Genomic DNA, 17880 nt, shown 5'->3' with positions numbered 1-17880 from the left:
TAAGATATCCATTGTTATCTATGTAATTGACGCTCCAATTACAAAAGCGAGGCCTATGGACACACCCATTGAAATGATCCCTACTGCCGTATTATTAGCTTTAAGTTGAGTTTCCACTGAAAATTTACGAGTAAGCATTTCAAATAATAGATAAGCGATCATTTGAAGGAAGACTCCATATGCGCCCCAAATTAATGTATCCCAAACGGTAAAGCTGTGATAAATAGCAAAGGAAAGAACTATACAAATCCCGATAATCTTCCCTGATATGGACATGGCTACGGCCTGGTTGCCTTTTTTAACTTCATCCCAGTCCTTATACTGTCGTGTTAACCATTCAAATACTAAAAGTCCAATTACTATTACTATTACAGCAATGACAAAATATCCTAACGTAGCTAAAAACGGTTCCATGCTGATTACCTCCTTTATTTTCCTGTTCCTGGCCCTCCACCGCGAGTTGAAGACCCACGAAGAGACCCTGAAGTTCCTGTATTATAATTCCCGTACATTCCGTACCCGCCATAGCAGTTTCCTGATTGCCTGCATGTATTGCTTCTACGGTCATACCAGTCGTTTGAACCCAGCATTCGGTTTAACAGGAGAGCCGTAAACATCCCATTAAAGAAACCTGGTGAATAGTGATTTCTAACAAACTGATCAGAAGCCAGTTCAATAGTGATAACGTCTGGTTCTTCTTCACTTTCCTGAATAATTACAAAGTGGTCCGGATAAACGAGTGCTTGTTTATCTTCCTGCCTCTCACTGATTTCTTCGGGCGTTATAGCACCAGCTAAAGCATCAGCTACTTCCGTAAGTGTCAATTCTCTGGTCATGTATATGCGTGAAGTAGTTCCCTGGTCAGATTGTACAGTGTCTAACAAAGGAAAGTTTTGTTGAATTAAGTCTTCAACTGAATCCGCTTCTGAATTTTCTATTTTATTTAAAATTTCAGAACGATCAGGTTCACTGGGAAGTTCTCCATATGTATCTTCTATATTTGACCCTGAAATACCTCTCATTGGATTCCCATTTCCAAACACATTAAACAAAAGAACGATAGCAATTATACCAACGACAAATATGCCTCCATATTCTCTCAATGCAGCTCCTCCCCTCTTCTCTAAAATATCCGTGCCTGACGCAGTGTCAGGCACGGAGTATCATTTGCATACTAGTTATTTTTTATTCATCTTCTTCTTTAATTCATCCAGTTCATTATCTACACTGTCATTATTATTCAATTCTTCAAACTCATCATCGAGGGAACGGCTTTCAGAGGACATATCTTCGCTTGTTTCAGCTTCTGCTTCATGCTGCATGACCTTCTCTTCCATACGCTCAAAGCCTTGACGCGACTCATCCCCGCCGATATTAGACATTGTACGATTCATCTTCGTACGGGTCTTCGCAGATTCAGCACGCGCTTTTAGTGAATCTTTTTTCAGTTTCATTTCCTGATATTCTTTCTTCATTTCGTCCAATTTTTGGCGCAGATTACTGGAATCAGTCTGGGCACGCTCCCAGGAAGCTTTTAGTTGATCTGCCTGCTCCTGATGATTCTTTTTATCTTCAAGAGCACGGCGGGCCAAATCTTCGTTTCCAGCTTCAATGGCTTGCTCAGCCTGCTGCATACGTTTATCAACAATTGCTTGAGCATCATCATATTTACGCTTCAGCATTTTCTCATTGGCAATTTGTTTAGCAACCGCACTTTCAGCTTCGCGGATGTCATTTTCCATATCTCTCATGAATTGGTCCAGCATTTTCACAGGATCTTCTGCTTTATCGAGCATGGAGTTTAATTCTGAACCTACTACTGTCTTAACGCGTTTGAAAAATTTAAACATTTACAATTCCTCCTTTATTATTTGGAACCAGCAATTATTTTAATCTCATAAGCTTCAATATCATGACCGTAACTAACTTCTACTTCACTACCCCACGCTTCCAGACTGAGATAACTTTCTTCATCTTCTGAAAGATAATCCGCATAATGAGTAGTGCGGCCATTAATATTTTTACTTCTGCCTTCCCCTGTAACACGTGCTTCGCCTTCTTCATCCTTATAATAGGATTTTCCATCATACTGAAGTTCTTTTGGATAAGGGGTGGAAACCGGGAGCTTAATCGTTTCATAAATTCCAAGCTCAAGCTCATCATCCATTTCAGCCGATAACCATTTGGTAGATTGACCTTCCAGGAGCTGGTAAGCAAACCACTCATATGATCCGTCCCGGTAGGTGATCTTACCCACCACCTCATAATCCACAAGATCGTATGTGAGAATATCTCCTGTCTGAATATTCAACACGGTTCTTTCTTCTACTTCAGGAGCTTGTTTCTTTTGGTTGGAAAACAATCTTGAAAAGAATCCCAAATACTCACCTCACCTTTCACTAAGACCCTGTGTACTTTTATCTACGTGCCTGGATACCCTTTGGTTTCACTTTTTAAAAAGTTTTCTCTTATTATCGTATCAGACTTTTGATCTAAATGCCTGTTTAGCGTATTTCTCCATTATTATTTTTTTCATTTTTTTCCCTTATTCACCTCTTTGAAAACTGAATGTGTCGCGTATAATCAAAATTCAAATAATTTATAAAGGAGTGGAAATATATGAAGGTATTAGAACAAGTAAGTAACTTTGTAGGGAAAACCTTTGCAATCTGGGTGTTACTGTTTGCGGTGTTATCATTTTTTATTCCATCAGGTTTCTCATGGATCGCTCCCTATATTGTGCCATTATTAGGAATCATTATGTTCGGAATGGGACTTACTTTATCTAAAAAGGACTTTCAAGAAGTGTTTAAAAGACCAAAGGACGTGGCCGTAGGAGTGGGAGCGCAATTTATACTTATGCCACTGTTGGCTTTCTTCCTAGTCACAATCCTTCCAGTGTCAACAGAAGTAGCTGTTGGAGTTATTCTTGTTGGATGCTGTCCTGGAGGAACTTCTTCAAACGTAATGACTTATCTATCTAAAGGAGACACAGCTCTTTCTGTTTCTATTACTGCTGTATCTACCTTGCTCGCTCCAATATTTACTCCATTCCTAGTCTGGCTGTTTGCCAGTCAATGGCTGCCGGTATCTGCTGGAGATTTATTCCTATCAATTGTACAGATCGTCCTTTTACCAATTCTTCTGGGGCTTGGTGTGAAAGCTTTACTTGGTAGAAAAGTAGAGGCAGGAGTGAAGGCCCTTCCTCTCGTATCCGTAATCTCGATTGTTGCCATTGTAGCGGCCGTCGTTAGTGTCAATCAAACTCAAATTGCTCAAACGGGAGCAGTCATTTTCGCAATCGTTGTCCTTCACAATTCTCTAGGATATTTAACTGGATACATGTTAGGAAAAATCTTCAACATGGAACCTGCTAAGCAACGAGCAGTTTCTATAGAAGTCGGTATGCAGAATTCCGGGCTTGGTGCTTCATTGGCCGCCGTTCACTTCAGCCCTCTCGCTGCCGTTCCAAGTGCCATTTTCAGTGTATGGCATAACATATCCGGGCCAATTATTGCCACCTTATTCCGAAAACAAAAAGAGAAAAGTCACAGGAATGAAGAAACAAAAACCATGCATTCAGCCTCTTAAAATAAAAAATTCACTAAAATTGCAGCAACTTTTTTCATAAGCAGCGTATTAAACTAAAGGGCCGGTTACTGTAAGACTCGACTTCGAGATATCTTTGGTCCGTTGCTAAGAAAGAGAGAAGGATGGCTGCAGAAACAACTCGCTTTCCTGCGGGGGAACTGGCAAGCCTCCTCAGTCGTTATCACTCCCTGTGGGGTCTCGCCTAGCTCCTTCTCCCGCGGGAGTCTCGCTGTTTCCTCCGCCACCCTACGATTGAAGAGTGAACGGACCCTTCTATAGGCGAAATGAGGAGCTTGATCCGCCTCAAATGCCTATAAAACGGGATTCATCCATCTGGATAAGCTCGTTGTTAAAAATGTCTCTCCACCATAAACCAGAGTTTTTCAAACATGATTTCGAGCTCTATATATCGCAAGGTCCGGAGGGGGACGATGTAGACTCCTGCGGGATGAACATGATCGGTGAGATCCCGCAGGGCTGCAAAGCCCGAGGAAGCTCACCACATGCCCGCGGAAAGCGAAATCGTCCCCCTCCGGACCTTCCGCTCAACAAATATCTCGAAACTGAGTCTTCAAGTAATGGGAGCTTATCTTTAACTGGGAACTATGGTTGAACATGTAATCAAAATAGAAGAAGCGAAGGGAGCAGTATCCCTTCGCTTTTTTTCGTTTATTTACTGATGAATTAAATCTTTCGCATCCGCGTATTCGAGTCCCTGGGCTTCCGCAACGGCACGGTAAGTAACGTAACCTTCAAGTGTATTTATTCCTTTAAAGAGAGATTCATTCTCCTGGCAGGCTTTTTTATAGCCTTTGTTAGCTAACTGCAAGGCATAAGGAACGGTCACATTCGTCAATCCAATCGTGGAGGTTCTAGGTACAGCTCCGGGCATATTAGCCACAGCATAATGGAGCACACCATATCTTTCATAAGTAGGGTTATCGTGAGTAGTAATTCGATCTGTTGTTTCAAAAATACCGCCTTGATCAATAGCCACGTCTACTATAACGGAACCTTCCTTCATCGATTTAACCATATCTTCTGTAACCAGTTTTGGAGCCTTGGCTCCGGGGATGAGAACTGCTCCAATTACCAGGTCTGACTCTGCCAATGATTCCTGAAGATTTAAGGGGTTCGACATAAGAGTGTTAATATCTGAACCGAAAATATCATCCAATTGCCTTAATCTTTCCGGGTTTAAATCAATGATTGTGACGTCTGCCCCAAGACCCATGGCAATCTTTGCCGCATTAGTTCCGACAACACCGCCTCCAATAACTGTTACTCGGCCTCTACGTACTCCTGGAATTCCACCGAGAAGAATTCCTTTACCACCATGAGAACTTTCCAGAAATTGTGCTCCAATTTGAGAAGCCATTCTTCCAGCTACCTCACTCATAGGGGTAAGAAGCGGAAGAGATCCATTGGGGGCCTGCACCGTTTCATAGGCAATCGCTATTACATTTTTCTTAACTAAAGCTTTCGTAAGTTCAGGCTCAGGTGCCAGATGCAAGTAAGTAAATAATATAAGACCATCAAAGAAATATTCATACTCCTCAGGAAGTGGTTCTTTAACCTTCATCACCATTTGCTGACTCCATGCTTCCTTGGCAGATAATACAATGCTTGCTCCCGCTTCCTTATATTGAGCATCAGTAAAACTAGAGCCAGTTCCTGCATTAGTTTCTACAAAAACTTCATGACCTGCGTTGGTCAAAGTTACAACTCCTGCAGGCGTCATCGCTACTCTGTTTTCATTATTTTTAATCTCTCTTGGCACTCCAATTTTCAAGGCCGTTCAACCTCCTATTCCATTCTCTCTATTTATCGATTTCCACTATAACATGATTATTCAATAGAAAGTAGATGTTTATTTTGAAAGCCCTTTCATTGTATCAAAACAGGACGTAAATGGTTACCTTTTATCAAATATTGAAATATTCAGTTTTCACCTGTACCTGTGGATCACATCGACACCGCCCGTAACCTCATATATAGTTCCTGTTATCATATCCGAGTCTTCATGACACAAGAACTCAATAGTACGGGCTATATCTTCCCCTGTGCCTGGTCGTCCAATCGGAGTACACCCATCCTTTGTTTTTCGCCCATTCTCGATTGTGGATTCTTTCCACTCCCCCACAATATTTCCAGGACACACCATATTAGAAGTAATGCCATACTCAGCTTCTTCGTAAGCGACCGTTTTAGTAAGAGATACAAGACCAACTTTTGCAGCAGCAAATGCAGACCGGTAAATCCAACCAGAAGCCGAACCAGCTCCTTGAAAACCATAATTTATAATTCGGCCAAAGCACTGCGCTCTCATGTAAGGAACAGTCAGTTTCATTAAATGGAAAACGGCATCAAGATTCCCTTTGACCATAGAGTTCCACTCTTCCGTAGAATAATCCATCAATTTTTTACGTTCAAATATATAAGGTCCCGCATTATTAATTAAATAATCTATTCTTCCAAACCTTTGAATGGTTTCTTGGATTAAAGTCTGTAAATCCTGTAGTTCTGTCACATCAGCTTTCATTATATGGATCTTGTCCTTCTTTTCCGGGAATTCTTCATACAACGTCATGGCTGATTTTTTATCATTTAAATAGGTAACAGTCACTGATATGTTTTTCTTAATAAACTGCTCAGTAACTTTCCTGCCCAAACCTTTAGATCCAGCAGTTATAATCGCATGCCTCATTTTCAATCCCCCCACATTGATCTTTTACTTTCATACTATTTATTTACAAGCCCTCCTGCCTTATGTACAATAAAATGCGGCAGAGAGGACGTGGATGTAATGAAGGCAGCTGCCTCACGTAAAGAGTTAATTGAAACTATCGGTTTAGAAGCGGTTCCAAAAAAAAGACAAAACACTTCATGGTATCGCTTTGCATTTATCCAAATTGCCGTAGCTGCCAATGCAGGGAATTTTCTCGTACCTGCATTGGCCGTGCTGGAAGGTGGTCTATCCTTTTGGAATGGGGTTCTTACAACATGTATCGGAGCAATTTTGGGTTTCTTATTTGTCTCTTATTTATCGTTACCCGGGGCTCGTTTAGGAATCCCTGCACAATACGCCATACGCACAATTCTCGGAGTGCAGGGAGCTCGTTTTCTCTCATCTCCTATTCGAAGTATAACCTCCCTCTATTGGTTTAGCGTACAGACCATAGGCGGTACATATGTCATTCAGCAGCTTTTCATTCGGATGACAGGCCAAGAGGTGCCTTTTTTACTGTTCTCAATCCCTTTATCTATACTGATGGTAATCCTGGCCATAATAGGTTTTGATGCTGTAAAAAAAGCCACCACTTACTTTCTTCCCCTCCTTTTACTTGGAGAGTTTACGATTATATATATATACTTTACTACAAATCATGGGGACACCGCATGGTTTACATTCCAATTGGAGCCTATGCAGGGTTCTTTAACCACTATGTTTTTCTATGCCAGCTTGGCTTTTGTGCAATATGTCTCTGGCGTAAGTGCTTCTGCCGATATGACCCGCTATGCAAAAACTCCGGCCCACGGGTTCTGGGGATTGCTCATAGGAAATGGGATCGGCTTTTTTATAACAGCCTTAATCGGGTGTGCATCCGCCTATTTATTCCATGATATTAACCCTTATGTATCTTCAAGCGGTCAAACAGACTCCCCTGTTATTATTGGTATAATCACGTTAACTGCAGTAGTGTCCATGATTTCGATTAACATTAGCAATGCTTATACCGGAGGATATAGTTTACTAAATACTTTCAGCCGTCTGACGCGCGTTCAAAGTGCGGTCATGTTTGGATTTCTAGGGGTCTTATTAAGTGGCTTCCCCTCACTGGTCAATGAAGCTGAATCTTATATTTCATTGCTCGGAGGTTTGATCATACCAATTTCTGCAGTCATCTCAGGCGATTACCTAATCGTTAAACGACTGCATCTGGATAAAAAAGCTATTGAGCAATTAACGAAAACGTCGAGTATTAACCCTTACGCTTTGATTTTTATCATTCTTGGAAGTCTCATGTATTTCAGTTTTCCTGACAACTGGTCGCCTGGGTTTATCACATTTACAGTATTAATGGTTACCTATCCATGGTTTATGAAACATAGGACTTGGGGCTAATAAGATCAGTAATCAAACACAATAATCCCACCCCCGTCTTAATTGGAGGTGGGATTATCTTTTTACTGGCTTGACTTTTTCTTCGGCTCATCATTCTTTTTTATGGACTGATAACTTTCATTCAGTGGTGCAGTCATTTCTCTCTCTAACTTTTGTTCACGTTCTATCGGATTTTCTGGTTTCTTCATTTTCTCACCTCTTTCTTAAAGTTCACAAAACTCACTAAATTATGCTTGAATTATAAGTCTAAATCAAAATAGAACATGATATAATAAAGGTGAGAAATAGGAAGGGGGCATTCATAATGACATTCGAGTACAAAGATATTGTTGTAGCAGTGGATGGTTCAGAAACCGCAGAGGGTGCTTTCAAAAAAGCAATTGATATTGCTAATCGAAATGATGCTAAGCTGGTTCTAGCACACGTAGTAGACACTCGAGCTTTTGCTACGGTAGAGGCTTACGATCGTTCTTTAGCCATACGCGCAGAAAAGTACGCGACGGATTTATTGAATGATTATAAGTCTAAAGCGGAGAAAGCCGGCGTTACCAATGTAGAAATAGTTGTGGAGTATGGTTCCCCAAAAATTAAAATTGCTAAAGATGTGGCCCCAAAACATAATGCAGACCTTATCATATGCGGGGCTACCGGTCTAAATGCCATGGAACGCTTTTTCATTGGTAGTGTTTCCGAGCATATTACCCGTTATGCCACTTGTGATGTCCTTGTCGTACGTCCTGAAAAACCAGTTGTAGAAGAATAATAATAACCCCCATCTTAATTGATGGGGGTTATTATTATTCTTCTTTATTAATTTCTCGTACAACATGTGATATTTCCGGCAGTATCAGACGGTCCATAGCGAGTTTTACCGCACCACTTGACCCTGGCATCGAAAAAATTGCTGTTTTCTCACTAACTCCTGCAGTTGCTCGAGATAAAAGAGCAGCTGAACCTATATCTTCATTATAACTCAGCATCCGGAATAGCTCACCGAAACCGGGGATCTCTTTTGTAATTAAAGCTTGAACGGCTTCTATCGTCACATCTCGCTCTGCAATACCCGTTCCTCCATTTAAGAGAACTACGTCTATATCCGGGTCAGTCAATCCTTGTTTAACAGCCTCTGCTATTCTCTTTTGATCATCCTTAACAATCTTATATTCATTAACCCTGTGCTGAGATTTTTCTGTAAGTTTTTCGATAATAATCTTTCCGCTTTTATCTGTATCTATATTTCGTGTATCACTTATGGTAAGAACCATGCATCTTACCGATAAAGGAGCTTCTCTTTTATGATCTTCGACTGCCATCACGCTCTTCCCCCTTATGATCCAGCAAGTACCGATATTGATAAAATTTCATTGCAAAATCAGTTACTTGTCTTGTTAAATGGTAATTGGAATAAGCTCCTATCGCTATACTTATAAAAGGAAGACCCTGAAAGATTTTTTTGCGGAACATTACAATAAACATCGATTTGAAACATTGTTTAATGGGCTGTTCAAGCCACGATTCATTTGTAAGCTGATCGTTTCCTTCAAAAACATAAGGATGTTCATTACGATTCACTTCATCCATCAACTCATCCCACGCATGGACCTGAAGCCGTTTAGGCAGGGTAGCTGCGTGAAAAACCTTTAAAGAAATCATCATTTCATAAGGGTGGTTCATTTCATGACCAAAAGTCAAACCAATCAACTGCACGGCACGAATGTTCATTACCATCATTAGAGGATAGTCAAGCCCGAGTAACAGCCACCCTCCTGTACCGGTCAGTCCGCCTTGTGCAAAAGAGTACAGCCTGCCTCTTGCAATTTGCTGCTGAGCAATGTAACTTAGCTGATCTACACTAAGCATCCTCTTCATATCTGTAATGTTCTCAATTTCTTCTGAGAATACCCTGCCTACAGATAAAATCCGCTGCCTTGCTTCATTCTGAAAGGATGTGCCTTGCAAAAAAGCGTGCGTATGAAAAAACCAAGCGTCGAGTTTTGAAAAAAACTTTTCCTTTACGTCTGGATCCAAATTATAAAAACTTTGGTTGATCCAATCATCATAAATCATTTCAAAGTCGTTGGGCTGGTACCCCCGGTACTGCTCAAGCCAACTATCTACATCTTTTGCTACCCGTTCATAAGTCATGAACAACACTCCTCCACCGGTTCACTCTTCTTATTATTGTAGCCCTAATGTTCAAAAAAAAGCAATGGCTCTCTGATTGATTCAGAGACCATTGCTTTTAAATATTTATAGTCCTTTTTCTACTGTATCACGAGCAATCATAACTTCCTCATTGGTTGGAATGACCATAACTTTCACCGGTGAATGAGGGTAATTAACGAATGCTTCTTTACCACGAATCTGATTTAGAGATGGGTCCCAATACACTCCCATAAACTCTAGACCTTTTAATACGCGCTCCCGCATGGTATAACTGTTTTCACCTACGCCGGCAGTGAAAATGATTCCATCAATTCCATGCATACGTGCGGCATAGGAACCAATATACTTGTGGATACGTGCAGCAAATACTTCAAGAGCCAGCTCCGCACGCTCATCTCCTTCACTTGCTCGGATCTCAATGTCCCGAAGGTCACTTGAAAAACCGGAAAGGGCTAGCATACCACTCTCTTTATTTAATACATTCATAACTTCATTCGCTGTCTTTCCTGTCTTCTCCATAATAAAAGGTATGAGGGCTGGGTCAATATTTCCGGAACGAGTCCCCATTGTTACACCAGCAAGTGGTGTAAAGCCCATGGAAGTATCAATCGATTTCCCGCCTTCGATTGCAGCGATACTTGCTCCATTTCCTAAGTGGCATGATAACAGTCGCAGCTGTTCTACAGGGCGTCCCATCATCTCTGACGCACGCTCTGATACATATTTATGAGATGTACCGTGGAAGCCGTATTTACGAATGCCATAGTCCTCATAATATTCATAAGGGAGGCTGTAAAGATAGGATTGTTCCGGCATGGACTGGTGGAAGGCTGTATCAAATACTGCAACGTGAGGGACTTCCGGAAGAACCTCACGGAATGCGCGAATTCCAGTCAGGTTTGCCGGATTATGCAACGGGGCAAGATCTGACACTTCCTCAATTTCCTGAATGACCTGGTCTGTTATTAACACAGATTCACTAAAACGTTCTCCTCCGTGAACTACACGGTGACCCACGCCATTAATTTCATCTAAAGAATTGATTACGCCATTAGATGTTAATTTATCAAGAAGAATTCTGACCGCTTCTCCGTGATCTGGAATATCAGTAACTGTCTTATCTTTTTCATCATTCACTTCAATTGTAAATACCGCATCCTCAAGTCCGATACGCTCTACTAACCCTTTAGTAATTACAGTTTCTTCAGGCATATCAATCAATTGAAATTTTAGTGATGAACTGCCTGCATTTATAGCAAGAATTTTATTACTCAACGTTGCTCATCCCCTTACAATTAGGTTCGTATGTTTCTACCACTACCATTTAACCACCCGTTCTCCTCATTTTCAAGGTAGAAAGAATATGATAACGTTTACTTCTTATATTCGTTATTTTCTCACAATTGTGCCGTTTTATATTCATCAAACCATTGATTCATTTGACCGAGTATGTCGCCCATAGCGTTTGGATTTTTAAAGGATGGAAGCTTTACAAGCAGCGCCTGCTTCGGCGGCTTAGTTTCCGGACCTTTCTTCTGAAGGATCAGAATACTTTTACCATGCTTTTCATTTTTGAATAGCGAATCGGATAGCTGAAGCATTCCGACTATATGAGCATTTTCCCTTAAAAAGGTGTTCAGTTCCCGCGACTGGTCACTTTCAAATAAAAAGTTTGGGACGATAAACATTAAATAACCGCCCTCTTTCGTGTAGTTCAACCCTTGTTCAATGAATAAGTGATGCGCATAGGAATGCCCCTCTTCAGCTTTTAGCTGATAACGGGAAGCCTGCACATCGTCTGGATAATAACCTACCGGTAGATCAGCCAGAACAAAATCGACGGGCTCCATCAGGAAAGGTTGCAAACTATCCTGGTGGAAGAACTCAATATTGTTTTTTTGTAAGTTGGCATTGGTTACGGCTAACTGTATGAGCGTAGGATCCACCTCACTTGCATATGCTGTTAATGGCATTTCAAGCTGGTTCATTACAGAAGAAATTAAATTTCCTGAACCTGAGGCAGGATCAAAAAGCTTCAGGTTTTCTTCGTTATCAAAGAGTTTAGAAGCCAGATAGCCCATAAACATCGCGACAGAATCAGGAGTGATTAAATGCTGCTGCTGTGTTGCTCCTTTCATACCTTTTAAGATAGCAAGCTGTACGGCTTTTCGAATTTCTTCTTTTTCGAAATTATCCTTATTGATCTTCGTAAGCTCATTGGTAAGCTTCGTTTGAAGTTCTTTGCTCATATCCTTAAAAGGCTGTCCATTGAACAAAATATCTAAGGTTTCAGCAATGGCTTCCAAATAAGTAATATTCATATCTTTAGAAATGGTATCAGCTGTTTCATCTACCCACTGAAATAGTTTTTCTACCTGTTCTTGCTTCATCTTCATTCTCCTTTTCAGCCTGCCTGGTCAACACAAGAAATTGACGCATTTACTTGAAACAGTAATGCGCCAGCTTGACTACGTTTGCGCTGTTCCGAATTAAAGTCTACCCCCACCATATCGAATAATGGAGCGGGTTTCAACAATACGCTACTTTACCGATTAGTTTGAAAATTGTGTGCGGGAAGAGCATTATAATGATAAAATGACGATAAAGAATACATAAGGAGGAAGTTTTATGGCTGAACAACGTAGAAACCTATACTTTTATTATCACCCGAACCAGGAGCTGGATGAGAAACTTAAACCACTCTATCAATTAGCAAGAGATAAAGACTTTTCTATCGTGGAAGACTCCAAAAATGCAAATATTATTGTAGCCGTCGGTGGTGATGGGACATTTTTACAGGCTGTGCGAAATACTGGATTCAGACAAGATTGCCTCTATGTTGGAATACGAAGTCAAAATGAAGCAGGCCTTTATTGCGACTTTAGTATAGACAATCATGATGAAATGGTCGAAGCAATGGAAAATGCCGAGGTGGAAGTTCGTAGATTTCCAATTATTGAAGCAACTGTCAACAATGAATCCACCTTCTATTGTTTAAATGAATGCAGTGTGCGGTCCACTTTAATTAAATCCATTGATGTAGATGTCTATATTGATGACCTTCTCTTCGAAACATTCAGGGGAGATGGGCTTATCGTAGCCACTCCTACTGGCAGTACCGGTTATAATAAGTCCACAAAAGGGGCTGTAGTAGATCCCAAATTACCATGTTTCCAGGTTAGTGAACTAGCTTCCTTAAACAACAATCGCTTTAGAACTCTGGGCTCTTCTTTTATTTTAAGCGGTGAGCGCACACTAAAACTGCATGTTAGACAGGATGGAAATGACTATCCGATTATCGGCATGGATAATGAGGCTTTTTCAATTCGTAATATCTATGATGTTACGGTTCGCCTAAGTGATCAGGTGGTAAAAACCGTCAAGTTGAAAAACAATTCTTATTGGGACCGTGTCAAGCGCACCTTCCTTTAACAATATTATAATAAGTAAAATCCGGAGCGGCCGATCCCGCTCCGGATTTTTTAACGTTGGTAGACAATTTCTTCATCTACAACTGTCATCGTTACAGTAGCATCGGCCAATTCATGAGGCTTTAGCGCAAAAAGATCGCGATCAAGGATAGTAAAATCTGCAATATAACCTGACTTTATGACTCCTTGTGTATCCTCTCTTGCAATGGCCATAGCACTTCCTTTCGTATATAAAGATATGGCTTCAAAGACCGAAAGTTTTTCTTCAGCTTGATACACCAAATGATCGTATGTGGCTCTTCGATCTACAGCAGCCCGAATGCCCAATAAAGGATTAATTTCTTCAATAGGAGCGTCAGATCCTCCAGCACACATAATTCCAGCATCCATCAGAGTCTTCCAAGAATAAGAGTTTTTAAGTCTTACATTTCCTATCCGTTCCATGACCCAGGGAAAATCAGAAGCTACAAAAGTTGGTTGTATATCAAGTACAACATTCATATTTTTAAGTTTCTGAATTAGGTCTGGTCTTAAAATCTGAGCATGGATGATTCGATCCCTTTCTCCTGTATGAAGTGGAGCAGCTTCTATGGCTTGAATAACTGCCTCGACTGCCCGATCTCCAATTGCATGAACAGCTATAGGCATCAGACGTTTACGTGCTTTCTTAACTAATGAAGTCAATTGCTCCTGAGTATGGATAGGTACACCAAAGTTTCCAGGATCATCTGAATAGGCTTCCGACAACCAGGCAGTCCTACCTCCAAGAGCTCCATCGGAGAAGATTTTCAGCGCCCCCAGCTCTACAAAATCTGTTCCTTTCTTGTAGCCAAGAGACTCTTCGTCCATTTGTTCGACTACTCCATTATGAACAAGTAAATGGGCTCTAAACTTCAATTTTGAATCATTAATCACATCGGTATAGGCGTCGAATGTTTTTTTAAATCCCCCATAATAATTCAGGTCTTCACTGTGCCCTCCAACGAGGCCGTATTTATGCATATCCCTCACGGCAAGCTCTGTAGCTTTTCTTAAATAATCTTTCGTTACTTCTGGCATTGCTTTTTTAATCATATCCTGAGCCTTCTCATGGAAGAATCCAGTAGCGTTTCCTTCATCATCCCTCACAATCACACCACCTTGAGGATCAGGTGTACTTCTTTCAATCCCGGCAAGCTTCATAGCCTCTGAATTGGCAAGTACCGCATGCCTGCATACTCTTGTGAGCATCATTGGATGGTTGGAAGATATTTCGTCCAGTTCATCTTTATGTATGATTCGTTTATTTTCCCATTGATTTTCATTCCATCCATCACCAATAATCCACTCTCCGGGATCTAACTGCTCCGCATGAAGCTTCAAAGCCTGCTTCACTTCTTCAGCTGATTTCATGAATGTTAAATCAAGGCGCATCAACCGTTCTCCATGTCCAATAATATGGAGGTGACTGTCAGTGAACCCTGGATACATAACCGCTCCTTTTAAATCATGTTCTTCTGTAATTTCATTCTTATAGGTTTTATATAGATCTTGAGTATCCCCAACCTCCAGTATCTTTCCATTCTTGGTAACAACCGCTTCTACCCAGACGCCTTCTTTTTCCATCGTGTAGATTTTCCCACCATACCAAAGTTTCACATCTATCCATCCTCTCCAGTTATCTGATTGTTTGATCTATATACTCATCATAAATCAATAACTCCATATATAGAAAGAAGATGCTTCACCTCATTCTCAGCATCTTCTTCTTTACTTTATTAAACTATAATAGGTCACTGAAATCATTTTTTTGATCTTTTCCAGCCAAATGGTCAACTTCTACAATATAAGTCTCATCGAGTGCTTTTTCAATGTCTGCACTAAAGTCACTGTTTGATTCATAGTAATTTGCATTTTTTCTTGTAGGCATCGTTTTTGGGGATTTCGGTACAAATACAGTACAACAATCTTCATAAGGACGGATAGAAATATCATAGGTATCAATTTTTCTAGCAATATCAATAATTTCAACTTTATCCATAGAAACAAGTGGACGCAGCACTGGATAGTTCGTCACTTCATTGATGGTATTCATACTCTCCATTGTTTGACTCGCTACTTGACCCAGGCTTTCTCCTGTAGTCATGGACAATATCCCCTGCCTAGCTGCAAGCTTTTCACTAATTCGCAGCATCATTCGCCTCATAATTGTCATACTATAGCCCTCGGGCATTTCCTGATGAATTTTTTGCTGAATAGCTGTAAATGGAACAACATGAACTTTAACCGAGTTTCCGTAGTTGGAAAGCTTTTGGGCTAAATCAATCACTTTTTGTTTCGCTCGCTCACTGGTATAGGGAGGAGAATGAAAGTGAACCGCCTCCAGTTCCACTCCACGCTTCATAGTCAGGTAACCTGCGACAGGACTGTCAATTCCGCCTGAAAGCATTAGCAGAGACTGCCCAGTCGTACCCACTGGAAAACCACCTGCACCAGGATAATCTTGAGCCGTTATATAGGCGGCCTCCTGGCGTACTTCCACCTTAATTTCTACATCAGGCTGGTGTACATCTACTGTAACCCCCTCTGTATTTCTAAGAATATATCCTCCCAAAAGAGGGTTAAGCTCTTTAGAATCAATTGGAAAATCCTTATCTGAACGCTTAGCTGAAATTTTAAAGGTTTTGGCATGGTCTGCATCCTGGAAGGCCAACAGTACAGCTTTCTTCATTTCTTCTTCTTCTTTTTCCACTTTTACAGCAAAACTTAAGCTGTGAATACCAAAAATATCCTGACATCGATCCATAACTTCTTGCGGGTTTTCACCATTTAACAAGATATACATACGGCCTCTTGTTTTATGGATTCGCACAGAAGGAAATTCTTGAAGTTTCTTGAGCAGATTATTCCGAAGCTTCTGCTCAAATATTTTTCTTTTTTTACCTTTTAAAGCCATTTCTCCATACCGAATCATAATATGATCGAAATTCATAATTTATCTCCTCATCGTTTCTTTTAGTTGTTCAATCGTCTCTTTAAGGGCTTCAATAAACGAATCAGCTTCTTCTATCGTATTCTGGTAGCTTAGACTAACTCGAAGAGCAGAACTTGTCCGGTCATAGTCAAGGCTGCATGCCTTTAATACTGTACTAACCTCTGGTTCTCTGGAGGAGCATGCAGATTTTGTAGAAATATAAATCTCTTTTTCTCCTAAGGAATGAATAACTACCTCAGGTTTAAATCCAGGGATTGAAAAATTAATGATATGAGGGGCAGAGTCATCCGGTGAATTAATAACCACTTGTTCCATCTTCTTTAATTCTCCCCGTATATATTGATGGATTTGAGATAAATGTTCACTCGAATGTTTCTGTTTTTCCAAGATTAAACGAAGTGCTTTCACAAAAGCCACATTTGCCGGAAGATTTTCCGTGCCCGCTCGCCGTTCAAGCTCTTGATCGCCCCCATGCAGCAAAGGAAAAAGAGAAACATTTTTTCTGATGATCAAAGCTCCTGACCCTTTCAATCCGTGGATTTTGTGGCCTGAAACTGTGCAAAGATCGATTCCTGACTCCATTATGGGCATACGAATTTTTCCCAGTCCCTGAACGTGGTCCACATGAAAAAACACCTTGGGGTAGTGTTTAAGCTTGTCCCCTATTTCCTTCACGGGCTGTACAGATCCCAATTCATTATTTACAGACATAATACTTACGAGTATGGTGTCTGTACGCAGAGCATGTTCCACACTCTCAGGGTCTACCTTACCTTCCTTATTTACATCAATGTATGTGACCTCAAACCCTAAGGTTTCCAAAGCTCGAAATGCTTCCAGGACCGAAGGGTGTTCAATTTTAGACGTGATTATATGCTTTCCTCTTGATTGGTGCATAAATGCAATTCCTTTTATCGCCATATTATTACCTTCAGTGCCTCCCGAAGTGAAAATCACTTCTTGAGATTCTACTCCAAATAGTTGGGCGGCTTGATGACGAGATTGCTGCATTAAGCGCTCTACTTGACCGCCGAAGCTGTGGACTGACGATGGGTTACCAAAAAGTTCTGCAGCTACTTTTTGGTAACTATCCAGTACTTCAGGAAGAGGCTTTGTTGTAGCGCTATTATCAAAGTAAATCATAAAAGGTGTACTCCTTTATTTCAAAATGCAGTCCATTATATTATCATACCATCTTTTATAAATAAATAGACAGTTCAAGATACAAAAGGACACCTGCTATGTTAAGCAGGTGTCCTTGATATACTTTTTATTCCTCTATATCCAAAGTTTCAAGTAACGTATCAATACTTAGTTTGCCATCCTTCTCAAGGTCTTTCGTCCAAGCCTTTGATATAGAAGCTGGCCCCACTATTGTTTCGCTTTGGGATATGAGATTTTCGATTTTATCTGTTTTCTCAAAAAAAACTGGAGACTTTTTTTCCTTTAGCAGGTTATCGGAATCAGACGCCAACCCATGATCACTTGCTGCAAAAGTTTGCGGTGGGGCAAGAAGATAGACAATTATCACAGCACTCCATACCAGCACACAAACACTTGCTGTACCGATCACTAGCATCTTTCTCATAGGC

The 17880-nt window shown here is 40.7% G+C and carries 19 protein-coding genes; 4 read left to right on the top strand and 15 right to left on the bottom strand.

Annotated features, from left to right (window positions below; translation table 11 throughout):
• Positions 1-18 precede the first annotated feature (18 nt).
• From ACTWP7_RS02565 to ACTWP7_RS02550, 4 genes are all read right to left on the bottom strand, one after another.
• Positions 19-414: a DUF350 domain-containing protein gene (locus ACTWP7_RS02565; protein WP_443121915.1), complete on the bottom strand. Its 396-nt coding sequence runs from the start codon at positions 412-414 to the stop codon at positions 19-21.
• Positions 415-428: 14 nt separating this feature from the next.
• Positions 429-1103: a DUF4247 domain-containing protein gene (locus tag ACTWP7_RS02560; RefSeq protein WP_443121914.1), complete on the bottom strand. Its 675-nt coding sequence runs from the start codon at positions 1101-1103 to the stop codon at positions 429-431.
• A 75-nt stretch (positions 1104-1178) separates the two neighbouring features.
• Complete coding sequence (locus tag ACTWP7_RS02555) at positions 1179-1850, bottom strand: PspA/IM30 family protein (protein WP_443121913.1); 672 nt, start codon at positions 1848-1850, stop codon at positions 1179-1181.
• Positions 1851-1867: 17 nt separating this feature from the next.
• On the bottom strand, positions 1868-2380 hold the full coding sequence (locus ACTWP7_RS02550) for a DUF4178 domain-containing protein (RefSeq protein ID WP_443121912.1): 513 nt from the start codon (positions 2378-2380) through the stop codon (positions 1868-1870).
• A 239-nt stretch (positions 2381-2619) separates the two neighbouring features.
• On the opposite strand from ACTWP7_RS02550, the gene ACTWP7_RS02545 reads away from it, so the two are divergent.
• Positions 2620-3591, top strand: a complete 972-nt coding sequence (locus ACTWP7_RS02545) for a bile acid:sodium symporter family protein (protein ID WP_443121911.1) — start codon at positions 2620-2622, stop codon at positions 3589-3591.
• Between the two features lie 673 nt (positions 3592-4264).
• Here the strand turns inward: ACTWP7_RS02545 and ald are convergent.
• Complete coding sequence (ald, locus tag ACTWP7_RS02540; RefSeq protein WP_443121910.1) at positions 4265-5383, bottom strand: alanine dehydrogenase; 1119 nt, start codon at positions 5381-5383, stop codon at positions 4265-4267.
• Positions 5384-5539: 156 nt separating this feature from the next.
• Positions 5540-6298 carry an SDR family oxidoreductase gene (locus ACTWP7_RS02535; protein ID WP_443121909.1) on the bottom strand — a complete coding sequence of 253 codons (759 nt, stop codon included), beginning with the start codon at positions 6296-6298 and terminating at the stop codon, positions 5540-5542.
• A 99-nt stretch (positions 6299-6397) separates the two neighbouring features.
• On the opposite strand from ACTWP7_RS02535, the gene ACTWP7_RS02530 reads away from it, so the two are divergent.
• Positions 6398-7717 carry a purine-cytosine permease family protein gene (locus ACTWP7_RS02530; protein WP_443121908.1) on the top strand — a complete coding sequence of 440 codons (1320 nt, stop codon included), beginning with the start codon at positions 6398-6400 and terminating at the stop codon, positions 7715-7717.
• A 62-nt stretch (positions 7718-7779) separates the two neighbouring features.
• Here ACTWP7_RS02530 and ACTWP7_RS02525 read toward each other — a convergent pair whose 3' ends face one another.
• Positions 7780-7905 (bottom strand): hypothetical protein, encoded by a 126-nt coding sequence (locus ACTWP7_RS02525; RefSeq protein ID WP_014644018.1) that lies wholly within the window; start codon positions 7903-7905, stop codon positions 7780-7782.
• A gap of 116 nt (positions 7906-8021) precedes the next feature.
• Here ACTWP7_RS02525 and ACTWP7_RS02520 point away from each other — a divergent pair, with 116 nt between their 5' ends.
• Complete coding sequence (locus ACTWP7_RS02520; RefSeq protein WP_089754275.1) at positions 8022-8480, top strand: universal stress protein; 459 nt, start codon at positions 8022-8024, stop codon at positions 8478-8480.
• Between the two features lie 34 nt (positions 8481-8514).
• Here the strand turns inward: ACTWP7_RS02520 and ACTWP7_RS02515 are convergent, their stop codons facing one another.
• The 4 genes from ACTWP7_RS02515 to ACTWP7_RS02500 form a co-directional block, all read right to left on the bottom strand.
• Positions 8515-9030 carry a MogA/MoaB family molybdenum cofactor biosynthesis protein gene (locus ACTWP7_RS02515; protein WP_443121907.1) on the bottom strand — a complete coding sequence of 172 codons (516 nt, stop codon included), beginning with the start codon at positions 9028-9030 and terminating at the stop codon, positions 8515-8517.
• Positions 9011-9862 (bottom strand): EcsC family protein, encoded by an 852-nt coding sequence (locus ACTWP7_RS02510; RefSeq protein ID WP_014644021.1) that lies wholly within the window; start codon positions 9860-9862, stop codon positions 9011-9013. The genes ACTWP7_RS02515 and ACTWP7_RS02510 overlap by 20 nt, the downstream gene beginning before the upstream one ends.
• A gap of 105 nt (positions 9863-9967) precedes the next feature.
• On the bottom strand, positions 9968-11158 hold the full coding sequence (locus tag ACTWP7_RS02505) for an acetate kinase (RefSeq protein WP_443121906.1): 1191 nt from the start codon (positions 11156-11158) through the stop codon (positions 9968-9970).
• A gap of 122 nt (positions 11159-11280) precedes the next feature.
• Positions 11281-12273, bottom strand: a complete 993-nt coding sequence (locus ACTWP7_RS02500) for a class I SAM-dependent methyltransferase (protein WP_443121905.1) — start codon at positions 12271-12273, stop codon at positions 11281-11283.
• Positions 12274-12511: 238 nt separating this feature from the next.
• On the opposite strand from ACTWP7_RS02500, the gene ACTWP7_RS02495 reads away from it, so the two are divergent.
• Positions 12512-13315, top strand: a complete 804-nt coding sequence (locus ACTWP7_RS02495; RefSeq protein ID WP_014644024.1) for an NAD kinase — start codon at positions 12512-12514, stop codon at positions 13313-13315.
• A 50-nt stretch (positions 13316-13365) separates the two neighbouring features.
• Here the strand turns inward: ACTWP7_RS02495 and ACTWP7_RS02490 are convergent, their stop codons facing one another.
• The 4 genes from ACTWP7_RS02490 to ACTWP7_RS02475 all read right to left on the bottom strand — a co-directional run bounded on the left by ACTWP7_RS02490 (position 13366) and on the right by ACTWP7_RS02475 (position 17876).
• Positions 13366-14952: an amidohydrolase gene (locus ACTWP7_RS02490; protein ID WP_443121904.1), complete on the bottom strand. Its 1587-nt coding sequence runs from the start codon at positions 14950-14952 to the stop codon at positions 13366-13368.
• A 124-nt stretch (positions 14953-15076) separates the two neighbouring features.
• Positions 15077-16285, bottom strand: a complete 1209-nt coding sequence (gene thiI / locus ACTWP7_RS02485; RefSeq protein WP_443121903.1) for a tRNA uracil 4-sulfurtransferase ThiI — start codon at positions 16283-16285, stop codon at positions 15077-15079.
• 3 nt (positions 16286-16288) lie between these two features.
• Positions 16289-17431 carry a cysteine desulfurase family protein gene (locus ACTWP7_RS02480; RefSeq protein ID WP_443121902.1) on the bottom strand — a complete coding sequence of 381 codons (1143 nt, stop codon included), beginning with the start codon at positions 17429-17431 and terminating at the stop codon, positions 16289-16291.
• A 127-nt stretch (positions 17432-17558) separates the two neighbouring features.
• On the bottom strand, positions 17559-17876 hold the full coding sequence (locus tag ACTWP7_RS02475) for a hypothetical protein (RefSeq protein WP_443121901.1): 318 nt from the start codon (positions 17874-17876) through the stop codon (positions 17559-17561).
• Between the last annotated feature and the right edge of the window lie 4 nt (positions 17877-17880).

The sequence above is a fragment of the Halobacillus sp. B29 genome, assembly GCF_052246755.1.
Taxonomy (GTDB): Bacteria; Bacillota; Bacilli; order Bacillales; family Halobacillaceae; genus Halobacillus; species Halobacillus halophilus.
Note: the sequence above shows the minus strand (reverse complement) of the source record. Positions and strands in the feature narration are given on the sequence as shown.